This is a genomic window from Pseudomonas sp. MWU349 (genome assembly GCF_017947325.1).
Taxonomy (GTDB): domain Bacteria; phylum Pseudomonadota; class Gammaproteobacteria; order Pseudomonadales; family Pseudomonadaceae; genus Aquipseudomonas; species Aquipseudomonas protegens.
On sequence record NZ_JAFEVP010000001.1, the window covers coordinates 265612 to 291952 of the forward strand.

A 26341-nucleotide genomic window follows, 5' to 3' on the forward strand; every position below is an offset into this window, starting at 1 on the left:
GCAGTGAAATTATTCAAGGGTATCGAGCAGGTCTTTCAGTCGAGCCAGATTCTGGCGGACCTCCAGGTCCAGGGCACGGGTCACGCTCATACCGTTCAAGCGGCATTCCAGCTCGACAAAGGTTGTGGCAAGTGCCTCAAGCCGTACGGCCCCCAACGCACCGGCCATGCTGTGCAGCTGATGCGCCACGCGATTGGCGTCGGCGTGGTCCAGTGCCGTGAGCGTGGTCTGCATGCCCTGGCGTAGCGTCGTGACAAACAGTTCGCGCATGTCCGGTGGCAGCTCTAGAGGCGCAGCGCTGGTCGCCGGTAGGGCGATTTTGCAATGTCTTTCCAGGTGTACGCGCAAGGTGGAAAGGTTCAGCGGCTTGACCAGCCAGGCGTTCATGCCGACGCCAGCGCAGCGCTCGCCTTCTTCGGGCAAGGCGTTGGCGGTGACGCCAATGATCGGCAAGGTCTGATCCAGTTGTCGCAGTTCAGCGGCCAATTGGTAGCCGTTCATGACCGGCATGTTGACGTCGGTCAGCAGCAGATCGAAACGTCCGGGCGACCACTGCTCCAGGGCCCGCTCGCCATTGGCCGCGACCACCACCGAGCAGCCCAGCACTTCCAACTGCTCCTTGATGATCGCCGAGTTGATCACGTTGTCTTCCGCCACCAGCACTTGCAGATTCAACTGCCGGGGCCTTTCCGGTGACGAAGGAAGGCTGTCGGTGCTGGCGCCGTGCTGGGCCTGGTAAATCGCCCAGGCGATCGCGCGGACATCATGGACGTCGACTTCCAGGTCGCTCCCGCGTAACTGCGAAGGGTTGGGGCCATCGGCCCTGGCGACGACCTTCGGACCGGGCCAGGCCGCTGTATTGGCCGGCGAGCAAAGCTCTACCAGCAGTGCCGATGACACCGGTGTACTGGCCGTCAGTGGGCGGCAGTCGAGGCCAAAACGCTTGAGCCAGGCCATCAGGTGTTGTGCTTGCTCAGTGATTTGCCCGCGCACATAGACAGTGGCGCTGCCGGGGCTGAACACAGGGCAATCGGCCAGGTCGCCGGGGGCGTGTTCCAGTGCGAGTTGAAGGATGAAGCTGCTGCCGAGTCCGGGCTCGCTGACCACGTTCAACTGACCCGCCATCAACTCGCAGAGCCATTTGCAAATGGCCAGTCCCAATCCGGCACCGACTTGCTCGGTGGCATCATTGGCCTGATAGAAAGGTTCGAACAGTTGCTGTTGTTGCGCTAGGGCAATCCCCCTTCCCGAATCGCTGACCTGCCACTGGACATGGGCGCGATTGTTGTCGCTTGCCAGTAATTGAGCCCGCAATACGATGCGACCGTTATCGGTGAACTTGATGGCGTTGCTGAGCAGGTTGTTGAGGATCTGGCGAATCCGTATCGGATCACCGCGCAACCGGTCCGGCAGCGCCGTGTCGATGCAGGCATAGAGCTGCAGGCCCTTGGACCGGGCGAAGGCACTATAGGTGCGCACGGTGTCTTCGGTCAGTTCCAGCGGACAGAAATCCTGAAGTTCGAGGGTCATCTGCCCGGCTTCGATTTTCGATACATCCAGCACATCGCTGATCAGTTGGAACAACGTAGCGCAGGAGCGCTGGATGGTGTGCAGGTAATCCTGCTGGCGCGGGGCGAGCGAGGTTAGGCCGAGCAGCTCCAGAGTTCCCAGGACGCCGTAAAGGGGCGTACGGATCTCGTGGCTCATGGTGGCGAGGGAACGGCTCTTGGCCCGGTTTGCCGAGTCGGCGGCCTGGCGCGCCTCTTCCAGCGTCGCCGCATCTTCCACATGTCGGGTCACGTCATGCAACGCACATAACCAGGCGTCCTGGCCCTGATAGCGGGTGGGCACAAAGGCGACGTGCAGGTGGCGCCCATTGATTTCAAGTTCGGCATGACCGGAGCCCGTAAGGGGCGTGAGCAAACGTATCAACTGGCCGTTATCGTGCCATTGCTGGGCGCGCTGGTTTTCCAGCAGTACGTGATGATCGCTGCGGCGAATCACGCTCAGGCCGGTCGGCGCCGTATCGATCACCGTGCGGCTGAACGCCTCGCTTTCGGCGATGCTGGCATGGGCGCTTTGCGCGGGCAGGATGACCCGGGCCTGGTACCAGCGATTGACCGCCCGACTGCAACCAAGCAGCCCCAGCACCAGGGCGACCAGGCACAGCAATGGCCACAGCGCGTAATCGAGGAAGCTGCGCAGGCTGATGACGTAGATCGCTGTCCAGTGTTGCTCCCCGGGGCTGCTCAGTTTGAACACCAGGCCGTCGCGGTTGAAATTCACCCCTTCATCCAGCACCTGGCCGGGTTTCAGAGCACCGGTCAATACCACGCCACGGGGGGTGATCAAGGTGAAGTCATCGTAGATCGACCACCGCATCAACCGCTCGATGTTGTTGACCTGGGACAGGTTCATCAACGAGCCCAGCACCACCCAGGTATCGGCGCCCTCGACGCTCAATGCGGTTTTCGCCAGGTTGATACTCACGTAGGCCAGCAGGGTGGGTGCGCTCTTGTCGTCCTTGGAAGAGACATAGGGTTCCCAGCGCACCTGGAGATCTGGCGATGGCGAGTCCTGCCCGCGCAGGCGCTTGTTCAAACGGGTCATCGCGTCGATCAGGTCGCTCATCTGCATCGGTAGCTGCCCGGTACCGCGCAATCGCCCGGCGGAGGGTACGGCCAGGTCAAAATTGTCGGGGCCATTGATCAGGACGACTTGGGGCGACTGATAGTGCGAGGCCGACCAGAACGCGCTGTAATAGGCCGCCAAATGCGTGCCCAGCGCGAAGATTTTCGGGTATTGGCTGGGGGCAATCCTGTCCGTATTGATCTTCAAGCCATAGGGCAGCGAAAACGGCAGGCCACGGCCCTCGTAAATGTTCGGCCCTTCCTCGGGCAGGGGTTTTTCTGAGTAGGGTGGCAACATGGCATTGGGCAGCCGTTCGCCCTTGGCGCTTTCTCGGGCGATATCCTGCAGGAACACTTCCTGTTCGTGGACATTTTCCATCAGCCGCGCGAAGTGAAACTGCAAGGTTTCGCGCCGCTCCTCGATCATGCGCGTCACCCCCACATAGCTGATGCCCAGCAACAGCAACACCAGGGCGCCGAGCACGAGCAGGCTCTTGTTCAGGCGCGAGGAACTGCTGGCACGTTTCTCCAGAAAGGCATTGGGAGGTGGCATTAGAGGACCTGGGCAGCAGTGATGAAAGAGCCGTTGGACACACAGACCTCGATGGCAAGTCACGGGCGTCAACACCCGCTTGCGAATCCGTAAGCGTTTGCCGGCCCGCCATGGGACAGCAACTGCCGGAATTGATTCGAATACAGGGCGTGGAAGATCAGGAAACCCTGAATCTGAGTGCAGTCGATTTTACTCAACAGATCAAGTTCTTGCCCGGTCTCCAAGCTTCCCTGCACCACCGTCAGACCCAACGAGTGACCGAGCCGGGCAATGCAGGTCGGCGCCTGCGCCAGTTCCTCGTTGTGCTGCAGTCATGCACCTGTATGCGGTTCATCTTCAATTCGCTGACGGGTGGCATACCGGGTGCAGGTGCGAGCCGTAGCCCTGGTCCAAGGCATCGTGAAATAGGCCAGCTGCGTTGATTTACAGGCAGCAGGCAGAGGTATGGAAACTACCGATCGCCAGCAGCTTGGCGATGCCGCTCGGCTGTTCAACATAAAAACCCAGTCCGTTGGTCAACTAATTACAAAGCAACCTAACTATTGCGTTGACATTCGCTGCCTAGGCAGTAACATCTCGACATACATTCACTGCCTAGGCAGTTATTAGGTGCGCACATGAAGCATTTCACCCCGGACGAATTCAAAACCTGCCACCTCGGCCTGTTGCTGGGCCGCGCCGCATTGCTCAAGGACCGGATCATCGACACCCACATGGAACCCCATGGCATCACCGCCGCGCAGTTCAAAGTGTTGATCATCATGGCCCAGTTCGGCGTCGATACCCCGGCCGAGCTGTGCCGGCACCTGTCGCTGGACAGCGGTTCGATGACTCGCATGCTCGATCGTCTGGAGCAGAAAGGTTTCCTGGCTCGCCAACGCAGCGAGGGTGATCGCCGCCAAGTGCGACTGACCCTGACCGAACAGGGCCAGCAACTGACCGATCGGCTGCCGCAGATCGGCGTCGATGCGATGAATGAACTGGCTGGCGCGATCTCCCCGGACGAGTTGAAGACCCTGGAATACATCCTCAAGAAAATCCTGCTGGCCGCCGGTGACCCGATCACCATCCAGCGCTTAGGTGAACACAATGAGCAGTAAAACCCTGCGCAGCAGCCTGACGCTGGTGCTGTCGGCGATGATCCTCGCCGGATGCGCCAATTACAGCGGCCTCGATACCCAAGGCAAAAATCTCGACGCGAAAAGCCTGAAGGCCGGCCAATCCCTCAACGGTGTGACCCTGTCGCCCGCGGCATGGCCGAAAAGCGACTGGTGGACCAGCCTCGGCGATCCACAGCTCGATGCTCTGATCCGCGAAGCGCTGCGCGACAGCCCGGACATGCAGATCGCCGCGGCCCGCGCCCATCAGGCCAGCGCCGCCGCATATGCCGCCGATGCCGAACGCTATCCGACCCTCGATGCCAGCGCCGGCATCAGCCGTTCGCGCCTGGCCAAGGATCAGGATCCGCTGGGGCAGGGCGATGCCTACGCCACCGTGCGTAACATCAGCGCCGGCTTCAATTACAACTTCGACCTGTGGGGCGGCCAGCGTGATGCCTGGGAAGCCGCACTCGGTCAGGCCCGTGCTGCCGAAGTCGACCGTCAGGCCGCGCAATTGACCCTCGCCGCCGATGTGGCCCGGGCCTACAGCGATCTGGGGCAGGCGCACATCGTCTATGACCTGGCCAGCGACGACCTCAAGCGCACCAGACAGATGCTCGATCTGAGCCAGCGTCGCTTGAGCGCCGGGATCGACAGCCAGTACCAGTTCCAGCAAACCCAGAGTCTGGAAGCCAGTTCCGAGGCCAGCCTGATCGACGCCGAAAAACGTCTGAGCAGTGCGAAAATCGCCCTGGCCGTGCTGCTCGGCAAAGGCCCGGATCGCGGTAGTGAAATCGCCCGGCCCAAAGTATTGCAAGCCAGCGCCGTGGCAGTGCCCTCGGTTCTTCCGGCAGAGCTGCTTGGCCGTCGCCCGGACCTGGTCGCCGCCCGCTGGCGTGTAGAGGCGGCGAGCAAAGATATCGATTCGGCGAAAACCCGCTTCTATCCCAACCTGAACCTTACGGCGTCCGCCGGTGCCGAATCCTTGCTGGGTGACGCAATGTTCGGCTCGGCCAGTCGCTTCTTCAGCATCGCTCCGACCATTTCGCTGCCGATCTTCGATGGCGGGCGCCTGCGCGCCAACCTCGATTCGCGTGACGCCGATTACGATCTGGCGGTGGCGCAGTACAACAAAAGCCTGGTGAAAGCGCTGAGTGATGTCAGCGACACGATCAACCAGTTGCGTGACATCGGCCGGCAAATCGGCGCGCAACAGCACGCCACCGACATTGCTCAGGATTCCTATAACACCGTGGTCCAGCGTTACGGTTCCGGCATCGGTAACTACCTGGACGTGCTCAGCATCGAGCAGCAACTGCTGCAGGCCCAACGTCAGTTGGCCAACCTCAATGCCGAGCAGATCGATCTGTCGATTCAACTGATGCAAGCGCTGGGCGGGGGCTTTCAGGGCGAGACCCTGAGCGCAGCCAATGCCATCCCAGCCACGCCGCACAACTAATTCAGGTATTTGTCATGGCCACTGCCGAAAACACCCAAACTCAAGATAACTCGCAAGACACCGGCAATCCGCGCAAGCGCAAAGTGATGTTGCTGGTGCTGGCCATTGTTGTGGCCCTCACCGGAGCCGGCGTCTGGGCTTATTACGAATTCATCGGGCGCTGGAATGAGAGCACCGATGACGCCTACGTCAACGGCAACGTCGTTGAAATCACTCCGCTGGTGACCGGTACCGTGGTCAGCATCGGCGCCGACGATGGTGACCTGGTCCATGAAGGTCAGGTGCTGATCAACTTCGACCCCAACGATGCCGAAGTCGGCCTGCAAAGTGCCCAGGCGAAACTAGCGCGTACCGTGCGTCAGGTTCGCGGCCTGTACAGCAACGTCGATGGCATGAAAGCCCAGGTCAACGCGCAACAGGCCGAAGTGCAGAAGGCTCAGGACAACTTCAACCGTCGGAAAAACCTCGCCGCTGGCGGCGCGATTTCCCAGGAAGAACTGTCCCACGCCCGCGACGACCTGACCTCGGCGCAAAACGCCCTGGCCAACGCCAAGCAGCAGTTGAAAACCACCAGTGCGCTGGTCGATGACACCGTGGTCTCGTCGCACCCGGACGTGATGTCGGCGGCTGCGGATCTGCGCCAGGCCTACCTGACCAATGCGCGCAGCACCCTGATCGCGCCGGTCACCGGTTACGTTGCCAAACGCACCGTGCAGCTGGGCCAGCGAGTGCAACCGGGTACGGCGTTGATGGCGGTGATTCCGCTGGATCAACTGTGGATCGATGCCAACTTCAAGGAAACCCAACTGCGTGACATGCGCATCGGCCAGCCCGTGGACATCGAGGCCGACATCTACGGCAGCAGCGTGAAATACAGTGGCACCGTCGACAGCCTAGGCGCCGGCACCGGCAGTGCGTTTGCTCTGTTGCCCGCGCAGAACGCCACCGGCAACTGGATCAAGATCGTGCAGCGTGTGCCGGTGCGGATTCACATCAACGCCGAAGAGTTGGCCAAGCACCCATTGCGGGTTGGGCTGTCGACCAATGTTGAAGTGAACCTGCATGACCAGAGCGGCCCGGTACTGGCGCAGCAACCGCAGCAAAAGGCCTCGTTCAGCACCAACGTCTACGACCGGCAACTGGCCGAAGCCGACGCGATGATCGCTCAGCTGATCCATGACAACAGCGCTGTGGTCAGCAAAACCGCGCAACGCTGATTCGCCACTGACCCTGTGGGTGCGAGCACGCTCGCCCCGCAGGGGCGCAGCGCCACCCCGGTTCCAAAGGATTCGCGATGAGCAATAACGCTTCTTTCACGCCGCCCAGCCTGTTGCTCAGCACCATCGGCCTGTCGCTGGCGACCTTCATGCAGGTGCTCGACACCACCATCGCCAACGTGGCGTTGCCGACGATTTCCGGCAACCTTGGTGTGAGTTCGGAGCAGGGCACCTGGGTGATCACCTCGTTCGCCGTGAGCAATGCGATTGCGTTGCCGCTGACCGGCTGGCTCAGCCGGCGCTTTGGCGAGGTGAAACTGTTTCTCTGGGCGACGATGCTGTTTGTGCTGGCCTCGTTTCTCTGCGGCATCTCGACTTCGATGCCTGAGTTGATCGCCTTTCGTGTGCTGCAAGGCCTGGTGGCCGGGCCGTTGTACCCGATGACGCAAACCCTGTTGATCGCCGTTTATCCACCCGCCAGGCGCGGCATGGCCCTGGCGTTGCTGGCAATGGTCACGGTGGTGGCGCCGATTGCTGGCCCCATTCTCGGTGGCTGGATCACCGACAGTTACAGCTGGCCGTGGATTTTCTTCATCAACGTTCCGATCGGCATTTTTGCGGTGATGGTGGTGCGTTCGCAGCTGGCCAAGCGCCCGGTGGTCACCAGCCGCCAGCCGATGGACTACGTCGGGCTGATTTCGCTGGTCATTGGCGTCGGCGCGTTGCAGGTGATCCTCGACAAGGGCAATGACCTGGACTGGTTCGAGTCGAACTTCATCATCATCGGTGCGGCGATTTCGGTGATCGCGCTGGCGGTGTTCATCATCTGGGAAATGACCGATCAGCATCCGGTGGTCAACCTGCGCCTGTTCGCGCACCGCAACTTCCGCATTGGCACGATAGTGCTGGTGCTGGGCTACGCCGGGTTCTTCGGTATTAACCTGATCCTGCCGCAATGGTTGCAGACCCAGATGGGTTACACCGCGACATGGGCGGGGCTGGCGGTGGCACCTATCGGTATCCTTCCAGTGCTGTTGTCACCCTTTGTCGGCAAGTACGCGAACAAGTTCGACCTGCGCCTGCTGGCCGGGCTGGCGTTCCTGGCCATTGGCCTGAGCTGCTTCATGCGTGCCGGTTTCACCAATGAAGTGGACTTCCAGCACATCGCTCTGGTGCAACTGTTCATGGGCATCGGCGTGGCACTGTTCTTCATGCCGACCCTGAGCATCCTGATGTCGGACCTGCCACCGCACCAGATCGCTGACGGCGCTGGCCTGGCGACCTTCCTGCGGACTCTGGGGGGGAGTTTTGCGGCGTCGCTGACCACCTGGATCTGGATTCGCCGGGCAGACCAGCATCACGCTTACATGAGCGAAAGCATGAGCATCTTCGATTCGGTCACTCGGGATGCACTGAACAATCTTGGAGGCGCGAGCACCAAGGCTTACGCGCAGCTGGATCAAGTCCTGACCAGCCAGGCATACATGCTCTCGACCGTGGACTACTTCACCTTGCTGGGCTGGGGCTTCATGGGCCTGATTCTGCTGGTCTGGCTGGCCAAGCCGCCATTTGCTGCCAAGGCCGGCCCGGCCGCGGCGGGGCATTGATGCCCTTCGTCGCAGGCGCTGGCGTCCGAAAGGGCCATGCAAGGCTTGCTGCCCCCTTCGCCGGCAAGCCGGCTCCTACGGTAGGGCATCTGTTGTAGGAACGGGCTTGCCAGGGAAGGCGTTCAACAGCGCCATGCAAGGCTTGCTGGCCTCTTCGCCGGCAAGCCGGTTCTACGGTAGCGAGGGCGTCGGTTCAGGGGGAACCGGGCAGCGCCAGTTGCGTCGGTACGAAATCGAACGCCGCCAGTTGGAAACCCTGTTCATCCACCTGCAGCGCCCAGCCCTGACGGTCCCAATCCCCCAGCACAATGCGCTTGGCGGCTTGCTCGCCGATCTGCAGCTTGTGGATCGCCGGGCGATGGGTGTGGCCGTGAACCAGGGTGCGCACCCCGTGTTCCTGCATGACCTGCGGTACCTGGTCCGGGGTCACGTCGACAATGTCGTTGGCCTTCATGCGGGTCTGGGCCCGGCTTTCGTTGCGCAGCTTGCGTGCCAGCTTGCGCCGGGTGCCCAGGGGCAGATGGCGCAGAATCCACAGGCTCAGCGGGTTGCGCAGGTAGCGGCGCATACGCATGTAGGCTTCGTCACGGGTGCACAGGCTGTCACCGTGCATCAGCAATACCGGCTCGCCGTAGAAGTCGACGACGCTGGGATCCTTGAGCAGGGTGGCGCCCGCCGCCTTGCAGAAGGCCTTGCCGAGCATGAAGTCGCGATTGCCATGCATCAGGAAAATCTGCGTGCCGCTGTCGCTGAGCTCGCGTAATGCCTGGCAAATGGAAAGTTGGTAGGGGGTCATGGCATCGTCGCCGATCCATACCTCGAAAAAGTCCCCGAGGATGTACAGCGCCTCGGCGGCGCGGGCGCGCCCACCGAGTAATTCCAGAAACGCCCGGGTGATGTCCGGGCGCTCCTCTTCCAGATGCAGATCTGAAATCAGCAGTATCACTCAATGATCTCGGCTTTCTCGATGATCACGTCGTCTGCGGGTACGTCCTGGTGGCCGGATTTCATGGTGGTGGCCACGCCCTTGATCTTGTCGACCACCTCGGTGCCGGCGATCACTTTGCCGAATACGGCGTAGCCCCAGCCTTGAACGGTCTTGCCACTGTGGTTGAGGAAGCTGTTGTCGGCAACGTTGATGAAGAACTGCGCGGACGCCGAATGCGGCTCCATGGTGCGGGCCATGGCGACGGTGTACTTGTCGTTGGAAAGGCCGTTGTCAGCTTCGTTCTGGATGCTTGGGCGCTTGTCTTTCTTTTCTTTCATGCCAGGTTCGAAGCCGCCGCCCTGGATCATGAAGTTACCGATGACGCGGTGAAAAACGGTGTTTTCATAGTGACCGGCTTTCACGTATTCGACGAAGTTGGCCACGGTCAACGGGGCTTTCTCGGCGTTCAGTTCCAGCACGATCTCGCCGTGGTTGGTGGTCAGTTTGACTTGGGTCATGGTCGGTACTCTTTATAAGGAAAAGCGTTTTCAAGAAAATCCTGGGTGGCGGTGCACGCATGCGGTCCGCACCGATTTGGCCATCCTGCGGCCAAGGAGCGCAGTTTAGCGTGACAACCGCGAAATTCGAGGCTGTTTTTTCACTGCCGGGCCATTAATCGCCGCAGTTTTAAAGCTGCGCTCTGTCAGGCACTTGACAGCATCGGCTATGATACCCGTTTTGATTTATCAGGCCGCGTCCGGCCGCGCACTTGTACGTTCAAGGATCCTATGAGCAAGCCCACTGTCGACCCTACCTCGAATTCCAAGACTGGACCGGCCGTGCCGGTCAACTTCCTGCGCCCGATCATCCAGGCGGACCTGGACTCGGGTAAGCACACACAGATCGTGACCCGCTTCCCTCCGGAGCCCAACGGATACCTGCATATCGGTCACGCCAAGTCGATCTGTGTGAACTTCGGTCTGGCCCAGGAGTTTGGCGGCGTCACGCACCTGCGTTTCGACGACACCAACCCGGCCAAGGAAGACCAGGAATACATCGACGCCATCGAGAGCGACGTCAAGTGGCTGGGTTTTCAGTGGTCCGGCGAAGTGCGTTACGCCTCGCAGTATTTCGACCAGTTGCATGACTGGGCGGTGGAGCTGATCAAGGCGGGCAAGGCCTATGTCTGCGACCTGACCCCTGAACAGGCCAAGGAATACCGCGGCAGCCTGACCGAGCCTGGCAAGAACAGCCCGTTCCGCGAGCGTTCGGTGGAAGAGAACCTGGACTGGTTCGCCCGCATGCGCGCCGGTGAGTTCCCGGACGGCGCCCGCGTGCTGCGGGCCAAGATCGACATGGCCTCGCCGAACATGAACCTGCGCGACCCGATCATGTATCGCATTCGCCACGCTCATCACCACCAGACCGGTGACAAGTGGTGCATCTATCCCAACTACGACTTCACCCACGGCCAGTCGGATGCCATCGAAGGCATCACCCACTCGATCTGCACCCTGGAGTTCGAAAGTCATCGTCCGCTGTACGAGTGGTTCCTCGAGCACCTGCCGGTGCCGGCGCACCCGCGTCAGTACGAGTTCAGCCGCCTGAACCTGAACTACACCATCACCAGCAAGCGCAAGCTCAAGCAACTGGTGGACGAGCAGCACGTCAATGGCTGGGACGACCCGCGCATGTCGACCCTGTCGGGCTTCCGTCGTCGTGGCTACACGCCGGCGTCGATCCGCAACTTCTGCGAGATGGTCGGCACCAACCGCTCCGACGGCGTGGTCGACTACGGCATGCTGGAATTCAGCATCCGCCAGGACCTCGACGCGAATGCCCCGCGTGCCATGTGCGTGCTGCGTCCGTTGAAAGTCGTGATCACCAACTACCCGCAAGGCCAGGTCGAGAACCTCGAACTGCCGCGCCACCCTCAGAAAGAAGAGCTGGGCGTGCGCCAGCTGCCGTTCGCCCGTGAAATCTACATCGACCGTGACGACTTCATGGAAGAGCCGCCCAAAGGCTACAAGCGCCTGGAGCCCAACGGCGAAGTGCGCCTGCGTGGCAGCTACGTGATCCGTGCCGATGAAGCGATCAAGGACGCGGAGGGCAATATCGTCGAGCTGCGCTGCTCCTACGATCCGGACACCCTGGGCAAGAACCCTGAAGGCCGCAAGGTCAAGGGCGTGATCCACTGGGTGCCGGCTGCCGCCAGCGTCGAGTGCGAAGTGCGCCTGTACGATCGTCTGTTCCGTTCTCCGAACCCGGAGAAGGCCGAGGACAGCGCGAGTTTCCTGGACAACATCAACCCTGACTCCCTGCAAGTGCTCACTGGTTGTCGTGCCGAACCCTCGCTGGGCAACGCACAGCCGGAAGACCGTTTCCAGTTCGAGCGCGAAGGCTACTTCTGCGCGGATATCAAGGACTCGAAACCAGGCGCTCCGGTATTCAACCGTACTGTGACCCTGCGCGACTCCTGGGGTCAGTGATTCAGTCAAGGAACTAACGTGCTAACGATCTACAACACGCTCACCAAGAGCAAAGAAGTCTTCAAGCCGCTGGATGGCAACAAGGTGCGCATGTACGTGTGCGGCATGACCGTGTACGACTACTGCCACTTGGGGCACGGCCGCAGCATGGTGGCCTTCGACCTGATTACCCGCTGGCTGCGTTTCAGCGGCTATGACTTGACCTATGTGCGCAACATCACCGATATCGACGACAAGATCATCAATCGCGCCAATGAGAACGGTGAGTCTTTCGAGGCCCTGACCGAGCGCATGATCGCGGCGATGCACGAGGACGAGGCGCGGCTGAATATCCGCAAGCCGGACATGGAACCGCGCGCCACCGACCATATCCCCGGCATGCACGCGATGATCCAGACCCTGATCGACAAGGGCTACGCCTACGCCCCGGGCAATGGCGACGTGTACTACCGCGTCGGCAAGTTCATGGGCTACGGCAAGCTGTCGCGCAAGAAGATCGAAGACCTGCGCATCGGCGCACGGATCGAAGTCGACGAGTCGAAACAGGACCCGCTGGACTTCGTCCTGTGGAAAGCCGCCAAGCCGGGCGAGCCGAGCTGGCCATCGCCTTGGGGTGACGGTCGTCCGGGCTGGCACATCGAGTGCTCGGTGATGTCCACCTGCTGCCTGGGCGAGACCTTCGACATTCATGGCGGCGGCAGCGACCTGGAGTTCCCGCACCACGAGAACGAGATCGCCCAGAGCGAGGCGGCTACCGGCAAGACCTACGCCAACGCCTGGATGCACTGCGGCATGATCCGCATCAATGGCGAGAAGATGTCCAAGTCCTTGAACAACTTCTTCACCATTCGCGACGTGCTCGACAAGTACCATCCGGAAGTGGTGCGTTACCTGCTGGTGGCCAGCCACTACCGCAGCGCCATCAACTACTCGGAAGACAACCTCAAGGACGCCAAGGGCGCCCTGGAGCGTTTCTACCATGCGCTCAAGGGCCTGCCGAAAGTGGCGCCGGCCGGTGGCGAAGCCTTTGTCGAGCGTTTCACCCAGGTGATGAACGACGACTTCGGTACTCCGGAAGCCTGCGCCGTGCTGTTCGAGATGGTGCGCGAGATCAACCGCCTGCGTGAGAGCGATATCGATGCGGCGGCGGGCCTGGCAGCTCGTCTGAAAGAGCTGGCCAGCGTGCTGGGCGTGCTGCAACTGGAGGCCGACGACTTCCTGCAGGCCGGTGCCGAAGGTCGGGTTGATGCGGCAGAGGTCGAGGCGCTGATCCAGGCCCGCCTGGCGGCCCGTGCCAACAAGGATTGGGCCGAGTCCGATCGGATCCGCGACCAGATCACCGCCATGGGCGTGATCCTGGAAGACGGCAAGGGCGGTACGACCTGGCGCCTGGCTGACTGAGCCTGCGTTCGCTGCAACAAGAAACCCGCCTGGCGCGGGTTTTTTGTTGCCCTTCGAACAGTGCCGGATCAGGCCAGCGAGGCGAGGCGCTCCACTGTATCGGGGTAGCGCTCCACCAGGCGTATCAAGGTCGTGGCCTGGGCGTTGGGTGTGGCGCGGCCCTGTTCCCAGTTCTCCAGGGTGCGGGTGTTGGTGCGCAGGTACATGGCGAACACCGAGCGCGAGAGGTTGAGTTGCTGGCGGATGTTCATCACCTCGGCGGCGGTGATGGGGGGCAGCTTGTCGAGTTTCACTTTATGGCTGCGCAGGGTGATCTTGCCCTGGCGTTCCTGGGTGAGGGCGTCGATGCCTTCTATCAGTTCGGAAAAGATGTCACGTTTGGTCATGTCTTCTGGCCTCGATTTCACGTTCCAGCAGTTGTTTGAGCTGTTGTCGCTGCTGCGGTAGCAGGTCGTCCATCTGCTCCTTGTCGAACAGGGTGAAGAGCCAGAACTGCGCCCCTCCGGACCACCAGTAATAAATCACCCTCAACCCGCCACGCGTGCCCTTGTGGCGTCGCTCATCGACGAAACGCATCTTGCGCAAGCCGCCAGTGCCCTGAATCAGAACACCCGCGTGCGGGTGGCGCAGCAACTCGATCTGCAGTTCGCAGAACAATTCGTCGTCAAGGAAGTCCCTTCGGTATCGTGCAAATGCCGGCAGTTCAATAAACAGAGCATTCATTCCATACGCTTCCTGCGTATAGACTGGGTGACGCTACAGCTTTGGTCAAGGTCCGCTGAGCGCCGCGTTTGGTCTGGCAACAGTTTATGCCCGTGGCGTCGGGCTGAATGTCGGAGCGGGTCGACGTGACAGGAAGGGCGATTCCGAGTTTCGCCGGGAAGAGGGGAGGGCAGGGCCCTGAAATGCAAAACGGCACCCGAAGGTGCCGTCCTGTGTATTGCGCTGAAGCTTAAGCGATCAACCGGCCAGGCCCGAGTGCTGGACCAGGGTCAGCAGCGGCTGTGGGTATACGCCGAGGAAGAACGCCAGGACCGCGATGGCCAGCAGCATGACGCCACCGGCTTTCTGTTCCCAGTGCAGTTGGGCATCGACGCGACGCAGGTTAGGTTCGATCAGGTACAGGGTGACCATCACCCGCAGGTAGTAGAAGACGCCGATGGCGCTACCCATGACCAGGGAACCGACCAGCCACCATTGGTGCGCTTCGACACCGGTAGCGATGATGTAGAACTTGCCGATGAAGCCGGCGGTCAGCGGGATACCGGCCAGGGACAGCATCATCACGGTGAGCACGGCGGTCAGGTACGGACGGCGCCAGAACAGGCCGCGGTACTCGTACAGAGCGTCAGCGTCACGGCCCTTGTACGGCGAGGACATCAGGGTGATCACGCCGAAGGCGCCGAGGCTGGTGATCACGTAGGTGACCAGGTACACGCCGATGGCTTCCATGGCCAGGCCCTTGCTCGCCACCAGGGCGATCAGCAGGTAGCCAAAGTGGGCGATGGAGGAGTAACCCAGCAGACGCTTGAGGTTGCTCTGGGTCAGCGCCAACAGGTTGCCCACGAGGATCGAGGCAATGGCGATCACGGTCAGCACGTTGCTCAGGACGCCGCTGCTGGCCACTGGCGACAGCTGGAACAGACGCACCAGCACCGCGAATACCGCCACCTTGCTGGCGGTGGCCAGGAAGGCGGCCACCGGGGCCGGGGCGCCTTCGTAGACGTCCGGGGTCCACAGGTGGAACGGCACCAGCGACAGCTTGAAGGCCAGGCCGATCAGCATCAGGCCCAGGCCCAGTTGGGCCAGCGGGCTTGGCAGGCCGGTGGCGGCCAGGGCATGACCGATACCGCTGAAGCTCAGGCTGCCGGCTTCTGCGTAGAGCAGGGCCATGCCGAACAACAGGAAGCCCGAACCGGCTGCCGACAGCACCATGTACTTGATGCCGGCTTCCAGGGAGCGCTTGTTGAAGAAGGCATAGGCCACCAGGCCGTAGACCGGTACCGAGAGCAGTTCCAGGCCGATGAACAGGCCGGCCAGGTTCTGCGCGCTGACCAGTACCAGGCCACCAGCGGCGGCCAGCAGGATCAGCAGGTACAGCTCTTCACGGTTGCCCGGGTAACCGCTGCTGCCATCGCCCAGGTAGGCGTGGGCCAGGGTGACGCAGGCCAGGGTGGCCACCAGGATCAGGGCCATGTACAGGCAGGCGAACTGGTCGATCTGCAACAGCGGGGTGACCGCCAGCGGTGCCACTTTCAGCACCGGGAAGATCGACAGCAATGCCAGGTTCAGACCGGCCACCGATAGCAGGAAGGTCTGGGCGTGGTTGCGCCGCCAGGCGATCGCCAGCATCACCACCACAAGGGTGGCGCTGGTGATCAGCAGCGGCGCCAGGGCTATAAAGTGTTGAATCGTAAAGTCCATAGCGCTCTTACCGGGCCGAAGCGAGTTGAGTGAAGGCGGTGCTGAGCCATTGCTGCACGCCATGCATGGTGGCGGCAGAGGTATCGAGGAACGGTTGCGGGTACACGCCGATGTAGATCAGCAGGACCGCCAGCCCCAGCACCATGATCAGTTCGCGAGCATCCATGCCGTGCAGCACCGCGTCCGACTTGGACGGGCCGAAGTAGGCACGGTGGATCATGATCAGCGAGTAGACCGAACCGAACACCAGGCCCGAAGTCGCGATCGCGGTGATCCATGGAGCGCTGACGAAGGTACCGATCAGGATCAGGAACTCGCCGACGAAGTTGCCGGTGCCCGGCAGGCCCAGGGAAGCGGCTGCGAAGAACAGGCTGATGGCCGGCAGGTAGGCGATACGCGACCACAGGCCGCCCATTTCACGCATGTCGCGGGTATGGGTGCGCTCGTACAGCTGGCCGCTGAGGATAAACAGCGCGGCTGCCGAAACACCGTGGGCCAGCATCTGGATCACCGCGCCCTGCAGAGCCTGCTGGCTGCCGGAGTAGATACCGATCAGCACGAAGCCCATGTGGGAAACGCTGGAGAAGGCGATCAGACGCTTGATGTCGGTCTGGGCGAAGGCCAGGAAGGCACCGTAGAAGATCCCGATCAGACCCAGGGTCATGGCGATCGGGGCGAACTCTACCGAGGCATTGGGGAACAGTGGCAGGGCGAAACGCAGCAGGCCGTAGGCCGCAGTCTTCAGCAGGATACCGGCCAGGTCCACGGAACCGGCGGTCGGTGCCTGGGCGTGAGCGTCAGGCAGCCAGGAGTGGAACGGCACCACGGGCAGCTTCACCGCGAAGGCGATGAAGAAGCCGAGCATCAGGATGTACTCGGTGGCGGTGGACATCTTGGTCTTCAGCAACTGGGCGTAATCGAAGGTGATGACCCCGGTGTTGTTGAAGTTGACCAGCACCAGGCCCAGGATCGCCACCAGCATGATCAGGCCGGAAGCCTGAGTGAAGATGAAGAACTTGGTCGCTGCGTAGATCCGGGTTTTCTTGCCGTCTGCCGAGCTGTGACCCCAGAGCGCGATGAGGAAGTACATCGGCACCAGCATCATTTCCCAGAAGAAGAAGAACATGAACAGGTCCAGCGCCAGGAACACGCCGACCACACCGCCCAGGATCCACATCAGGTTCAGGTGGAAGAAGCCCACGTGGCGCTGGATCTCTTTCCAGGAGCAGAGTACCGAGAGGATACCCAGCAGGCCGGTCAGCAGCACCATCAACAGCGACAGGCCGTCGAGGGCCAGGTGCACGTTGATGCCGAAGCGCTCGATCCACTGGTGCTTGAACTCGATGGCCCAAGTCGGATCGACGCCAGGCGCCGGAGCATATGAATAGTTACCGTGGGCCCACAGCCAGAGGCCGAGGGCGAGTTCCAGGGTCATGGTCAACAGCGCAATCCAGCGGGGGAGGGTGGCGCCGAAGCGCTCACCCAGCCAGCACAGCAGGCCGCCGATGAAGGGGATCAGGATTAGCCAAGGCAGAATCATGACGGGCTCAATTCCTTTCGCAAGTTCGCAAGGTTCATATCAGACCGCTACCAGCACAATGGCGCCGATGACCAGCACGGCACCGGCTGCCATCGAGGCGGCGTACCAACGCAGTTGACCGGTCTCGGTACGGCTCAGGGAGGTGTGACCTCCTTTGGCCATACGCGGGATCAAACCGATGGTCTGATCGAGCGGGTCCTTGCGCAGTACATGGCTGATGGCCAGGTATGGCTTGACGAACAGTTTGTCGTAGATCCAGTCGAAGCCCCAGGCGGCGAACCACCAGGCCGAGAGCAGACGCCCGATGCCGCTGTTGGCGATGGCGGTCACAACGCGACGCTTGCCAAGGAACAACAGGGCGGCCAGCAGGATACCGGCCAGGGCGATGGCACCCGAGGCGATTTCCAGGCTGTGCTTGGCTTCGCCACCGGCATGGCCGACGCTTTGCGGCAGCACGCCATGCAGGGGCGGGGTGATCATCGCGCCGATCGCAGTGGACAGCACGATCAGTACCACCAGCGGCAGCCAGTGGGAGATCCCGTGGCCGGCGTGGGCTTCGGTCTTGGCTTCACCGTGGAAGGTGATGAAGATCAGGCGGAAGGTGTACAGCGAGGTCATGAACGCACCCACTAGGCCGGCGTACAGCAGGCCATGGTTGCCGCTGGCGAAGGCTTCCCAGAGGATCTCGTCCTTGGAGTAGAAGCCTGCGGTCACCAGAGGCAGGGCCGCCAGGGCCGCGCCGCCGACGATGAAGCTGGCGTAGGCCAGAGGCAGTTTCTTCCACAGGCCGCCCATCTTGAAGATGTTCTGCTCGTGGTGGCAGGCAACGATCACCGCACCGGAAGCCAGGAACAGCAGGGCCTTGAAGAAGGCGTGGGTCATCAGGTGGAAGATCGCGCCGTCCCAGGCGCCAACGCCCAGGGCCAGGAACATGTAGCCGATCTGGCTCATGGTGGAGTAGGCGAGGATCCGCTTGATGTCGGTCTGTACCAGTGCAGCGAAACCGGCCAGTACCAGGGTCACGCCGCCGACCAGGCCCACCAGGTGCAGGATTTCCGGCGCCAGGGTGAACAGGCCGTGGGTACGGGCGATCAGGTAGACGCCGGCGGTGACCATGGTTGCGGCGTGGATCAAGGCCGAAACCGGGGTCGGGCCGGCCATCGCGTCCGCCAGCCAGGTCTGCAGTGGCAACTGGGCAGATTTACCCACGGCGCCACCCAGCAGCATCAGGGTTGCCAGGGTGATCCAGAAGTCGCCGGCCTGGAATTTCTGCGGGGCCAGAACCAGCAGCTCCTGGACGTTCAGCGTGCCCACCTGTTGGAACAGGATGAACAGGCCGATGGCCATGAACACGTCGCCGATGCGGGTAACGATGAAGGCCTTGAGTGCGGCGTTACCGTTGTTGCGGTTGCTGTAGTAGAAACCGATCAACAGGTAGGAGCACAGGCCCACGCCTTCCCAGCCGAAGTACAGGAACAGCAGGTTATCGCCCAGCACCAGGAACAGCATGCTGGCGATAAACAGGTTGGTGTAGGCGAAGAAGCGCGAGTAGCCGGCTTCACCACGCATATACCAGGACGCGAACAAGTGGATCAAAAAGCCCACGCCCACCACCACACCCAGCATGGTCACGGACAGACCATCCAGGTACAGGGCGAAGTTCGGCGCGAAACCGTCCACCGACATCCACTGCCACAGCACCTGGGTGTAGTGGCCACCCTCGGGCGGCGCGACGTTGAATTGCCAGATCACGTAGGCCGCAACGATGGCCGACAGGCCAATGGAGCCGACACCGATCAGGGCCGAGAGGTTTTCCGAGAGGCGTCCACGGGAGAACGACAGCAGCAGGAAACCGATCAGGGGGAATACGAAAGTCAGAAAGAGAAGGTTCATCCGCGCATCTCGCTGGCTGCATCGATATCGAGAGTGTGGAAGCGGCGGTACAGCTGCAGCAGGATCGCCAGGCCGATACTGGCCTCGGCGGCTGCCAGGCTGATCACCAGGATGAACATCACTTGTCCATCCGGCTGCGCCCAGCGGGCGCCTGCAACGATGAAGGCCAGTGCAGAGGCGTTCATCATCACTTCCAGGCTCATCAACACGAAGAGGATGTTACGGCGGACCATCAGGCCGACCAGACCGAGGCAGAACAGGATGCCGGCAACCGCCAGGCCATGTTCCATCGGGATAGTACCGAGAGGGATAGTAGGCATCGTATTACTCCTTCGCCTCGTTGCGGCCCAAGTGGAACGCCGTGACGGCTGCAGCAAGCAGCAGCATCGAGGCGAGTTCGACCACCAGCAGGTAAGGGCCGAACAGGCTGATGCCCACGGCCTTGGCGCTGACGGTGGTTTGACCGATACCGGCACCGCTCTGATGGCTGAACAGTACGTACAGCAGTTCAGCCAGCAGCAGCGCGGCCAGGATGACCGGGCCGATCCAGATGCCGGGCGTGAGCCAGATGCGCTCTTGCTGAGCCGCGGCCGGGCCGAGGTTCAGCATCATGACCACGAACACGAACAGCACCATGATGGCGCCGGCATAGGCGATCACTTCCAGGGCTCCGGCGAACGGCGCGCCAAGGCTGAAGAAGGTCATGGCCACGGCGATCAGCGAAATGATCAGGTAGAGCAGGGCGTGCACAGGGTTGGTGTTGGTGACCACACGGAGTGTGGAGACAACCGCAACACCTGACGCGAAATAGAAAGCGAATTCCATCTTTCTTCCTTAAGGCAGCAAGCTCTTCACGTTGATCGGCTCGGCTTCGTTTTGCGCGGAGCCTTTTGGCTTACCGGCAATGGCCATACCTGCAACACGATAGAAGTTGTAATCAGGGTTCTTTCCGGGGCCGGAGATCAAGAGATCTTCTTTCTCGTAAACCAGGTCCTGACGTTTGAACTCGGCCATCTCGAAATCCGGTGTCAGTTGGATCGCGGTGGTCGGGCAGGCTTCCTCGCAGAGGCCACAGAAAATGCAGCGCGAGAAGTTGATGCGGAAGAAGTCCGGGTACCAGCGACCGTCTTCGGTTTCAGCTTTCTGCAGCGAGATGCAACCCACGGGGCAGGCCACGGCGCACAGGTTGCAGGCTACGCAACGCTCTTCGCCATCGGGGTCGCGGGTCAGGACGATGCGACCACGGTAGCGTGGTGGCAGGTAGACCGGCTCTTCCGGGTATTGCAGGGTGTCGCGCTTGCGAAAGCCATGGCCGAAGACCATGACCAGGCTGCGCAACTGGGTACCAGTACCCTTAACGATGTCGCCAATATATTTGAACATGGGTCAAATCCTCACTGAACCGCAACCGCAGGTGTGTTCCACAACACAACCGCAGCGGTTATCAGCAAATTGATCAGGGTCAGTGGCAGGCAGAATTTCCAGCTGAAGTCCATCACCTGGTCATAACGCGGACGCGGGATGGAAGCGCGCAGCAGGATGAACAGCATGATGAAGAACGCGGTCTTCAATGCGAACCAGACGAAGGACAGTTGCGGCAGGATGCCGAACGGACCGTGCCAGCCACCGAAGAACAGGGTGACCAGCAGCGCCGAGATCAGGATGATGCCGATGTATTCACCGACGAAGAACATGCCCCATTTCATACCGGCGTATTCAATGTGGTAGCCGTCGGCCAGTTCCTGCTCCGCTTCCGGCTGGTCGAAGGGGTGACGGTGAGTCACGGCCACGCCAGCGATGAAGAAGGTACAGAAGCCGAAGAACTGCGGAATGATGAACCACAGGTTCTGCGCCTGGTACTCGACGATGTCGCGCATGTTGAACGAGCCGACCTGTACCACGATGCCCATCAGGGCCAGGCCCATGAACACTTCGTAGGACACGGTCTGCGCCGAGGCACGCAAGCTACCGAGCAGGGCGAACTTGTTGTTGCTCGACCAGCCGGCGAACAGTACCGCGTAGACCGACAAGCCGGCCATGGCGAAGAAGAACAGCAGGCCGATGTTCAGATCCGCCACGCCCCAGGTCGGGGTGATCGGGATGATCGCGAAGGCGATCAGCAGGGCGGACATCGCCACCACCGGTGCCAGGGTGAAGATCACCTTGTCGGCAAACGGCGGAGTCCAGTCTTCCTTGAAGAACATCTTCAGCATGTCGGCTGCGATCTGGAACATGCCGAACGGGCCCACACGGTTCGGACCGTAACGGTCCTGCCACCAGCCCAGCAGGCGACGTTCGACGAAGCTCAGCAGCGCACCGGCGATCACCACCGCCAGCAGGATGACGATGGCCTTGACGACCGTCAGGATCACGTCGATCACTTCAGGGGTAAACCAACTCATTGTGCTGCCTCCTGCAGACCATCAACGGAAGTGCCTGCGATCGCCGGAGGAATACCCGCCAGGCCGGCAGGCAGGCCCACCAGGCCAGCCCCCAGCTCTTCGTTGATGCGCAGCGGCAGACGCAGGGTCTGGCCAGCCACGTTCACCGCGAGCAGGGCACCGTCGTTGACACCCAGGCGATCCGCTTCGGATTTGGCCAGAGCAACGTACGGAGCCGGGATGCGCTCCTGCACCGGAGCGGCTTTCGAAGAGTTTTCCTCGCTGCCGAACAGGTGATAGAACGGCACGGCCTGCCAGGTGCCCGGGGCCGGGGAAAAGGCCCGCGGCACGCTGGTGAACCAGCTCAGGCGGTCGCCCTGGGTTTCGATCAGGCGAGTGCCCGGGTCACCGGCGCGCAGGTGGCCACCGACTTCGTCCTGGAACTTGTTCCAGGCCTGTGGCGAGTTCCAGCCCGGCGACCAGGCGAACGGCACTTGCGAGCGTGGTTCAACGGAGCCCGAGTAACCTTCCATGGAGTAGGCGAAGGCGGTATCCGGATCTTGCGGGGTACGTGGCTCGTGCACGCTCTGGTTGGCGCGCATGGCGGTACGGCCACTGTAGCGCAGCGGTTCGCGCGCCAGTTTCAGGCCCTTGATGCGGAACGCCGCGGAAGGGGCGGCATCGACGATGCTGGCCAGTTGCGCCGTGCTCGCGGCGCAGGCTGCGGTCACGTGGTCCAGTTGGGTCCAGTCCACCGGCTTGTTCAGCAGCGTGCTGCGCAGGGCGTGCAGCCAGCGCCAGCCTTCGTGGACCATGATGCTGGCGTCCAGGTAGGTCGGGTCGAAGACCTGGAAGAAACGCTGGGCGCGACCTTCCTGGCTGACCAGGGTACCGTCGCCTTCGGCAAAGCTGGCCGCCGACAGCACCAGGTGCGCGCGCTCGACGGTAGCGGTTTGTTGATGATCGGCAACGATCACCACCTTCGCCGCGTTCAGCGCTGCATCCACCTTGGCCGCGTCGGTGCGGGTGTACAGGTCGTTTTCCAGTACCACGATGGCGTCGGCACGACCGTCGATCACCGCCTGCAGGGCGGCGTCCACGGATTCACCACCGAGCATGGCCAGGCCGAGGCTGTTGGCCTCTGGCACCACCAGGCTGATGGAGCCGGCTTTCTCGCGTTGCTTCAGGGCCTTGGCAATGTTGGCCGCAGCTTCGATCAGCGCCTTGGAGCCCAGGGAAGTACCGGAAATGATCAGCGGGCGCTTGGCTGCCAGCAGGGCATCGGCGATGCGCTTGGCCAGTTCCAGGGCTTCGCTGTCCAGGCCTTCCACGGCAGGGGCGCTGGCGTCGATGGCATGGGCCACGGCAAAACCGATGCGCGCCAGGTCGTCTGGAGCGGCGTGTACACACTCCTCGGCCACGTCGTCGAGCTTGGTTTCAGCCAGGCTGGCGATGAACAGCGGGTTCAGCGCGTGCTGGCCGATGTTCTTCACCGCAGCGTCGAGCCAAGGCTGGACGCGCATGGCGTCGGCCATTTCCTCGGCCTTGCCCTTGACCGACTGGCGCAGGGCCAGGGCCATGCGTGCGGCGGTCTGGGTCAGGTCTTCGCCAAGGACGAAGACGGCGTCGTGGTCTTCGATGTCGCGCATGTTCGGAACCGGCAGCGGGCTGTCGTTCAGAACCTGCAGAACCAGGCGGATGCGCTCCAGCTCGGAGGCTTCGATGCCGGAGTAGAAGTGCTCGGCACCGACCAGTTCCTGCAACGCATAGTTGCTTTCCAGGCTGGCGCGGGGCGAACCGATACCGACGATGTTACGGCCACGCAGCAGGTCTGCGGCCTGATCCAGTGCCTGGTCCAGGGTCAGCTTGGTGCCATCGGCCAGGCGTGGCTGGCGTGGACGGTCCTTGCGGTTGACGTAGCCATAGCCGAAGCGGCCACGGTCGCAGAGGAAGTACTGGTTCACCGAACCGTTGTAGCGGTTCTCGATGCGGCGCAGCTCGCCGTAGCGCTCACCCGGGGAGATGTTGCAACCGCTGGAGCAGCCATGGCAGATGCTTGGCGAGAACTGCATGTCCCACTTGCGGTTGTAGCGCTCGGAGTGAGTCTTGTCGGTGAACACACCGGTCGGACAGACCTCGGTGAGGTTGCCGGAGAACTCGCTTTCCAGGGTGCCGTCTTCAACGCGGCCGAAGTACACGTTGTCGTGGGCGCCGTAGACGCCCAGGTCGGTACCGCCGGCGTAGTCCTTGTAGAAGCGCACGCAGCGATAGCAGGCGATGCAGCGGTTCATCTCGTGAGCGATGAACGGGCCGAGGTCCTGGTTCTGGTGGGTACGCTTGGTGAAGCGATAACGGCGCTCGTTGTGGCCGGTCATCACCGTCATGTCTTGCAGGTGGCAGTGACCGCCTTCCTCACAGACCGGGCAGTCGTGGGGGTGGTTGGTCATCAGCCATTCGACGACACTGGCGCGGAACGCCTTGGATTCTTCATCGTCGATGGAGATCCAGGTGTTGTCGGTGGCCGGGGTCATGCAGGACATGACGATACGACCACGGGTGTCGTTCTCGTCGGTGTACTGCTTGACCGCGCACTGGCGACAGGCACCGACGCTACCGAGAGCGGGGTGCCAGCAGAAATAAGGGATGTCGAGGCCTAGTGACAGACAAGCCTGTAACAGGTTGTCCGCCCCATCGACTTCGAGCGCTTTGCCGTCTACGTGGATAGTGGCCATGGTTCAAAGTTCTTCGTTGGCCCGGTGTCAGCGGGCGTGGCTAATGGAATCTTGTTATGCGTGCGAATCAACACAGCCGTTCACGGCGTCATCGCACCTCGAGCGCAGGGCACGGACCCGGCGCTCTCATTTAAGCGTTACGCGCCGACTACGATCGGTCGGGCCAGAGGCGGGACGGCGGCGCTGGTGGGCGCGATGCCGGCTTCGAACTCTGGACGGAAATACTTGATGGCGCTGCCCAAAGGCTCCACGGCACCCGGTGCGTGAGCACAGAAGGTCTTGCCTGGGCCGAGGAAGCCCACCAGGCCCAGCAGGGTCTCGATGTCCCCTTGCTGGCCCTGGCCTTTTTCCAGGGCCATCAGCAGCTTGACGCTCCAGGGCAGGCCGTCGCGGCACGGGGTGCAGAAGCCGCAGGATTCGCGGGCGAAGAACTGCTCCATGTTGCGCAGCAGGGACACCATGTTGATGCTGTCGTCCACCGCCATGGCCAGGCCGGTACCCATGCGGGTGCCCACTTTGGCGATGCCGCCGGCGTACATCTGGGCATCCAGGTGCTCGGGCAACAGGAAGCCGGTACCGGCGCCGCCTGGCTGCCAGCACTTGAGCTTGAAGCCGTCGCGCATGCCGCCGGCATAGTCCTCGAACAGCTCGCGGGCGGTCACGCCGAAGGGCAGCTCCCAGAGGCCAGGGTTCTTCACCTTGCCGGAGAAGCCCATCAGCTTGGTGCCGTGGTCTTCGCTGCCTTCGCGGGCCAGGGATTTGTACCATTCCACGCCGTCGCCGATGATCGCCGGCACGTTGCACAGGGTCTCGACGTTGTTCACGCAGGTCGGCTTGCCCCACACGCCCACGGCGGCAGGGAAGGGCGGCTTGGAACGTGGGTTGGCGCGACGGCCTTCCAGGGAGTTGATCAGTGCGGTTTCTTCACCGCAGATGTAGCGCCCGGCGCCGGTGTGGACGAACAGTTCGAAATCGAAACCGCTGCCCAGGATGTTCTTGCCCAGAAGGCCTGCGGCCTTGGCTTCTTCCACGGCGCGACGCAGGTGCTTGGCGGCGGTGGTGTACTCGCCCCGCAGGAAGATGTAGCCGCGGTAGGTTTTCAGTGCGCGGGCACTGATCAGCATGCCTTCGATCAGCAGATGGGGCAGTTGCTCCATCAGCATGCGGTCTTTCCAGGTGTTGGGTTCCATTTCGTCCGCGTTGCACAGCAGGTAGCGGATGTTCATGGATTCGTCTTTGGGCATCAGGCCCCACTTCACGCCGGTGGGGAAGCCCGCACCGCCGCGACCCTTGAGGCCGGCATCCTTGACGGTCTGCACGATGTCGTCCTGGGACAGGTCGGCGAAGGCCTTGCGGGCCGCCGCGTAACCGTTCTTGGCCTGGTACTCGTCGAACCAGACCGGCTCGCCGTCGTCGCGCAGGCGCCAGGTCAGGGGATGGGTTTCTGCGGTGCGCGCAATGCGGTTCGCAGGACCGAAAGAGGTCAGGGTCATACGTAGCCCTCCAACAGTTTGGCCACGCCAGCAGGCTGCACGTCGCCGAAAGTGTCGTCGTCGATCATCAGCGCCGGGGCCTTGTCGCAGTTGCCCAGGCAGCACACCGGCAGCAGGGTGAAGCGGCCGTCAGCGGTGGTCTGGCCGAGGCCGATGCCCAGCTCGCTCTGGATCTGGCTGACCACGGACTCGTGGCCGCCGATGTAGCAGACCATGCTGTCGCAGACGCGAATGATGTGGCGGCCCACTGGCTGGCGGAAGATCTGGCTGTAGAACGTCGCCACGCCTTCAACGTCGCTGGCGGGGATGCCGAGGATCTCGCCGATGGCGTAGACCGCGCCGTCAGGCACCCAGCCACGTTCCTTCTGGACGATCTTCAGGGCTTCGATGGACGCCGCGCGCGGGTCCTCGTAGTGATGCATCTCGTGCTCGATGGCCGAGCGCTCGGTTTCGCTCAGGGCGAAACGGTCTGTCTGGATAAGCGTGCTGTTCAT

21 protein-coding genes are annotated in these 26341 nt (G+C 62.0%); 6 read left to right on the forward strand and 15 right to left on the reverse strand.

Annotation, left to right across the window (positions count from 1 at the left end; genetic code table 11):
• Nucleotides 1-9 precede the first annotated feature (9 nt).
• Nucleotides 10-3183 (reverse strand): hybrid sensor histidine kinase/response regulator, encoded by a 3174-nt coding sequence (locus tag KCG88_RS01105; RefSeq protein WP_210711538.1) that lies wholly within the window; start codon nucleotides 3181-3183, stop codon nucleotides 10-12.
• A gap of 617 nt (nucleotides 3184-3800) precedes the next feature.
• Here KCG88_RS01105 and KCG88_RS01110 point away from each other — a divergent pair.
• The 4 genes from KCG88_RS01110 (at nucleotide 3801) to KCG88_RS01125 (ending at nucleotide 8566) form a co-directional block, all read left to right on the forward strand.
• On the forward strand, nucleotides 3801-4283 hold the full coding sequence (locus KCG88_RS01110; RefSeq protein ID WP_210711539.1) for a MarR family transcriptional regulator: 483 nt from the start codon (nucleotides 3801-3803) through the stop codon (nucleotides 4281-4283).
• Nucleotides 4273-5742, forward strand: coding sequence for an efflux transporter outer membrane subunit (locus tag KCG88_RS01115; RefSeq protein WP_210711540.1), 1470 nt, complete (start codon nucleotides 4273-4275; stop codon nucleotides 5740-5742). Before KCG88_RS01110 ends, KCG88_RS01115 begins: the two co-directional genes overlap by 11 nt.
• Nucleotides 5743-5756: 14 nt before the next feature.
• Entirely contained in the window at nucleotides 5757-6959 is a 1203-nt protein-coding gene (locus KCG88_RS01120) for an HlyD family efflux transporter periplasmic adaptor subunit (RefSeq protein WP_210711541.1), read from the forward strand.
• A 77-nt stretch (nucleotides 6960-7036) separates the two neighbouring features.
• A complete protein-coding gene (locus KCG88_RS01125; RefSeq protein WP_047287908.1) occupies nucleotides 7037-8566 on the forward strand; it encodes a DHA2 family efflux MFS transporter permease subunit in 1530 nt (509 codons plus the stop codon).
• Between the two features lie 193 nt (nucleotides 8567-8759).
• Here the strand turns inward: KCG88_RS01125 and KCG88_RS01130 are convergent, their stop codons facing one another.
• The gene (locus tag KCG88_RS01130) at nucleotides 8760-9512 is read right to left on the reverse strand and encodes a UDP-2,3-diacylglucosamine diphosphatase (RefSeq protein ID WP_011062202.1); all 753 of its coding nucleotides are present in this window, start codon (nucleotides 9510-9512) and stop codon (nucleotides 8760-8762) included.
• Nucleotides 9509-10012 (reverse strand): peptidylprolyl isomerase, encoded by a 504-nt coding sequence (locus KCG88_RS01135; RefSeq protein WP_011062201.1) that lies wholly within the window; start codon nucleotides 10010-10012, stop codon nucleotides 9509-9511. The genes KCG88_RS01130 and KCG88_RS01135 overlap by 4 nt, the downstream gene beginning before the upstream one ends.
• A 270-nt stretch (nucleotides 10013-10282) precedes the next feature.
• Between KCG88_RS01135 and KCG88_RS01140 the strand changes: the two genes are divergently transcribed.
• Together KCG88_RS01140 and cysS are read left to right on the forward strand one after the other, a co-directional pair.
• Nucleotides 10283-11983, forward strand: coding sequence for a glutamine--tRNA ligase/YqeY domain fusion protein (locus KCG88_RS01140; RefSeq protein ID WP_047287907.1), 1701 nt, complete (start codon nucleotides 10283-10285; stop codon nucleotides 11981-11983).
• An 18-nt stretch (nucleotides 11984-12001) separates the two neighbouring features.
• Nucleotides 12002-13384, forward strand: a complete 1383-nt coding sequence (cysS, locus tag KCG88_RS01145) for a cysteine--tRNA ligase (protein ID WP_016965725.1) — start codon at nucleotides 12002-12004, stop codon at nucleotides 13382-13384.
• Between the two features lie 68 nt (nucleotides 13385-13452).
• Here cysS and KCG88_RS01150 read toward each other — a convergent pair whose 3' ends face one another.
• The 12 genes from KCG88_RS01150 to nuoE form a co-directional block, all read right to left on the reverse strand.
• The gene (locus tag KCG88_RS01150; protein WP_210711542.1) at nucleotides 13453-13770 is read right to left on the reverse strand and encodes a transcriptional regulator; all 318 of its coding nucleotides are present in this window, start codon (nucleotides 13768-13770) and stop codon (nucleotides 13453-13455) included.
• Entirely contained in the window at nucleotides 13757-14107 is a 351-nt protein-coding gene (locus tag KCG88_RS01155; protein ID WP_210711543.1) for a toxin, read from the reverse strand. The genes KCG88_RS01150 and KCG88_RS01155 overlap by 14 nt, the downstream gene beginning before the upstream one ends.
• A 237-nt stretch (nucleotides 14108-14344) precedes the next feature.
• Complete coding sequence (nuoN, locus tag KCG88_RS01160) at nucleotides 14345-15808, reverse strand: NADH-quinone oxidoreductase subunit NuoN (protein ID WP_210711544.1); 1464 nt, start codon at nucleotides 15806-15808, stop codon at nucleotides 14345-14347.
• 7 nt (nucleotides 15809-15815) lie between these two features.
• A complete protein-coding gene (nuoM, locus tag KCG88_RS01165; RefSeq protein ID WP_210711545.1) occupies nucleotides 15816-17348 on the reverse strand; it encodes an NADH-quinone oxidoreductase subunit M in 1533 nt (510 codons plus the stop codon).
• A 39-nt stretch (nucleotides 17349-17387) separates the two neighbouring features.
• Nucleotides 17388-19241 (reverse strand): NADH-quinone oxidoreductase subunit L, encoded by a 1854-nt coding sequence (nuoL, locus tag KCG88_RS01170; protein WP_011062194.1) that lies wholly within the window; start codon nucleotides 19239-19241, stop codon nucleotides 17388-17390.
• A complete protein-coding gene (nuoK, locus tag KCG88_RS01175) occupies nucleotides 19238-19561 on the reverse strand; it encodes an NADH-quinone oxidoreductase subunit NuoK (RefSeq protein ID WP_016964784.1) in 324 nt (107 codons plus the stop codon). The genes nuoL and nuoK overlap by 4 nt, the downstream gene beginning before the upstream one ends.
• Nucleotides 19562-19565: 4 nt before the next feature.
• On the reverse strand, nucleotides 19566-20066 hold the full coding sequence (nuoJ, locus tag KCG88_RS01180; RefSeq protein ID WP_011062192.1) for an NADH-quinone oxidoreductase subunit J: 501 nt from the start codon (nucleotides 20064-20066) through the stop codon (nucleotides 19566-19568).
• Between the two features lie 9 nt (nucleotides 20067-20075).
• On the reverse strand, nucleotides 20076-20624 hold the full coding sequence (nuoI, locus tag KCG88_RS01185) for an NADH-quinone oxidoreductase subunit NuoI (protein ID WP_003223795.1): 549 nt from the start codon (nucleotides 20622-20624) through the stop codon (nucleotides 20076-20078).
• Between the two features lie 11 nt (nucleotides 20625-20635).
• A complete protein-coding gene (gene nuoH, locus KCG88_RS01190; RefSeq protein ID WP_011062191.1) occupies nucleotides 20636-21643 on the reverse strand; it encodes an NADH-quinone oxidoreductase subunit NuoH in 1008 nt (335 codons plus the stop codon).
• Nucleotides 21640-24354, reverse strand: a complete 2715-nt coding sequence (gene nuoG / locus KCG88_RS01195) for an NADH-quinone oxidoreductase subunit NuoG (protein WP_210711546.1) — start codon at nucleotides 24352-24354, stop codon at nucleotides 21640-21642. The genes nuoH and nuoG overlap by 4 nt, the downstream gene beginning before the upstream one ends.
• 137 nt (nucleotides 24355-24491) lie before the next feature.
• The gene (gene nuoF / locus KCG88_RS01200; RefSeq protein ID WP_011062189.1) at nucleotides 24492-25847 is read right to left on the reverse strand and encodes an NADH-quinone oxidoreductase subunit NuoF; all 1356 of its coding nucleotides are present in this window, start codon (nucleotides 25845-25847) and stop codon (nucleotides 24492-24494) included.
• Nucleotides 25844-26341, reverse strand: coding sequence for an NADH-quinone oxidoreductase subunit NuoE (gene nuoE / locus KCG88_RS01205; RefSeq protein WP_011062188.1), 498 nt, complete (start codon nucleotides 26339-26341; stop codon nucleotides 25844-25846). Before nuoE ends, nuoF begins: the two co-directional genes overlap by 4 nt.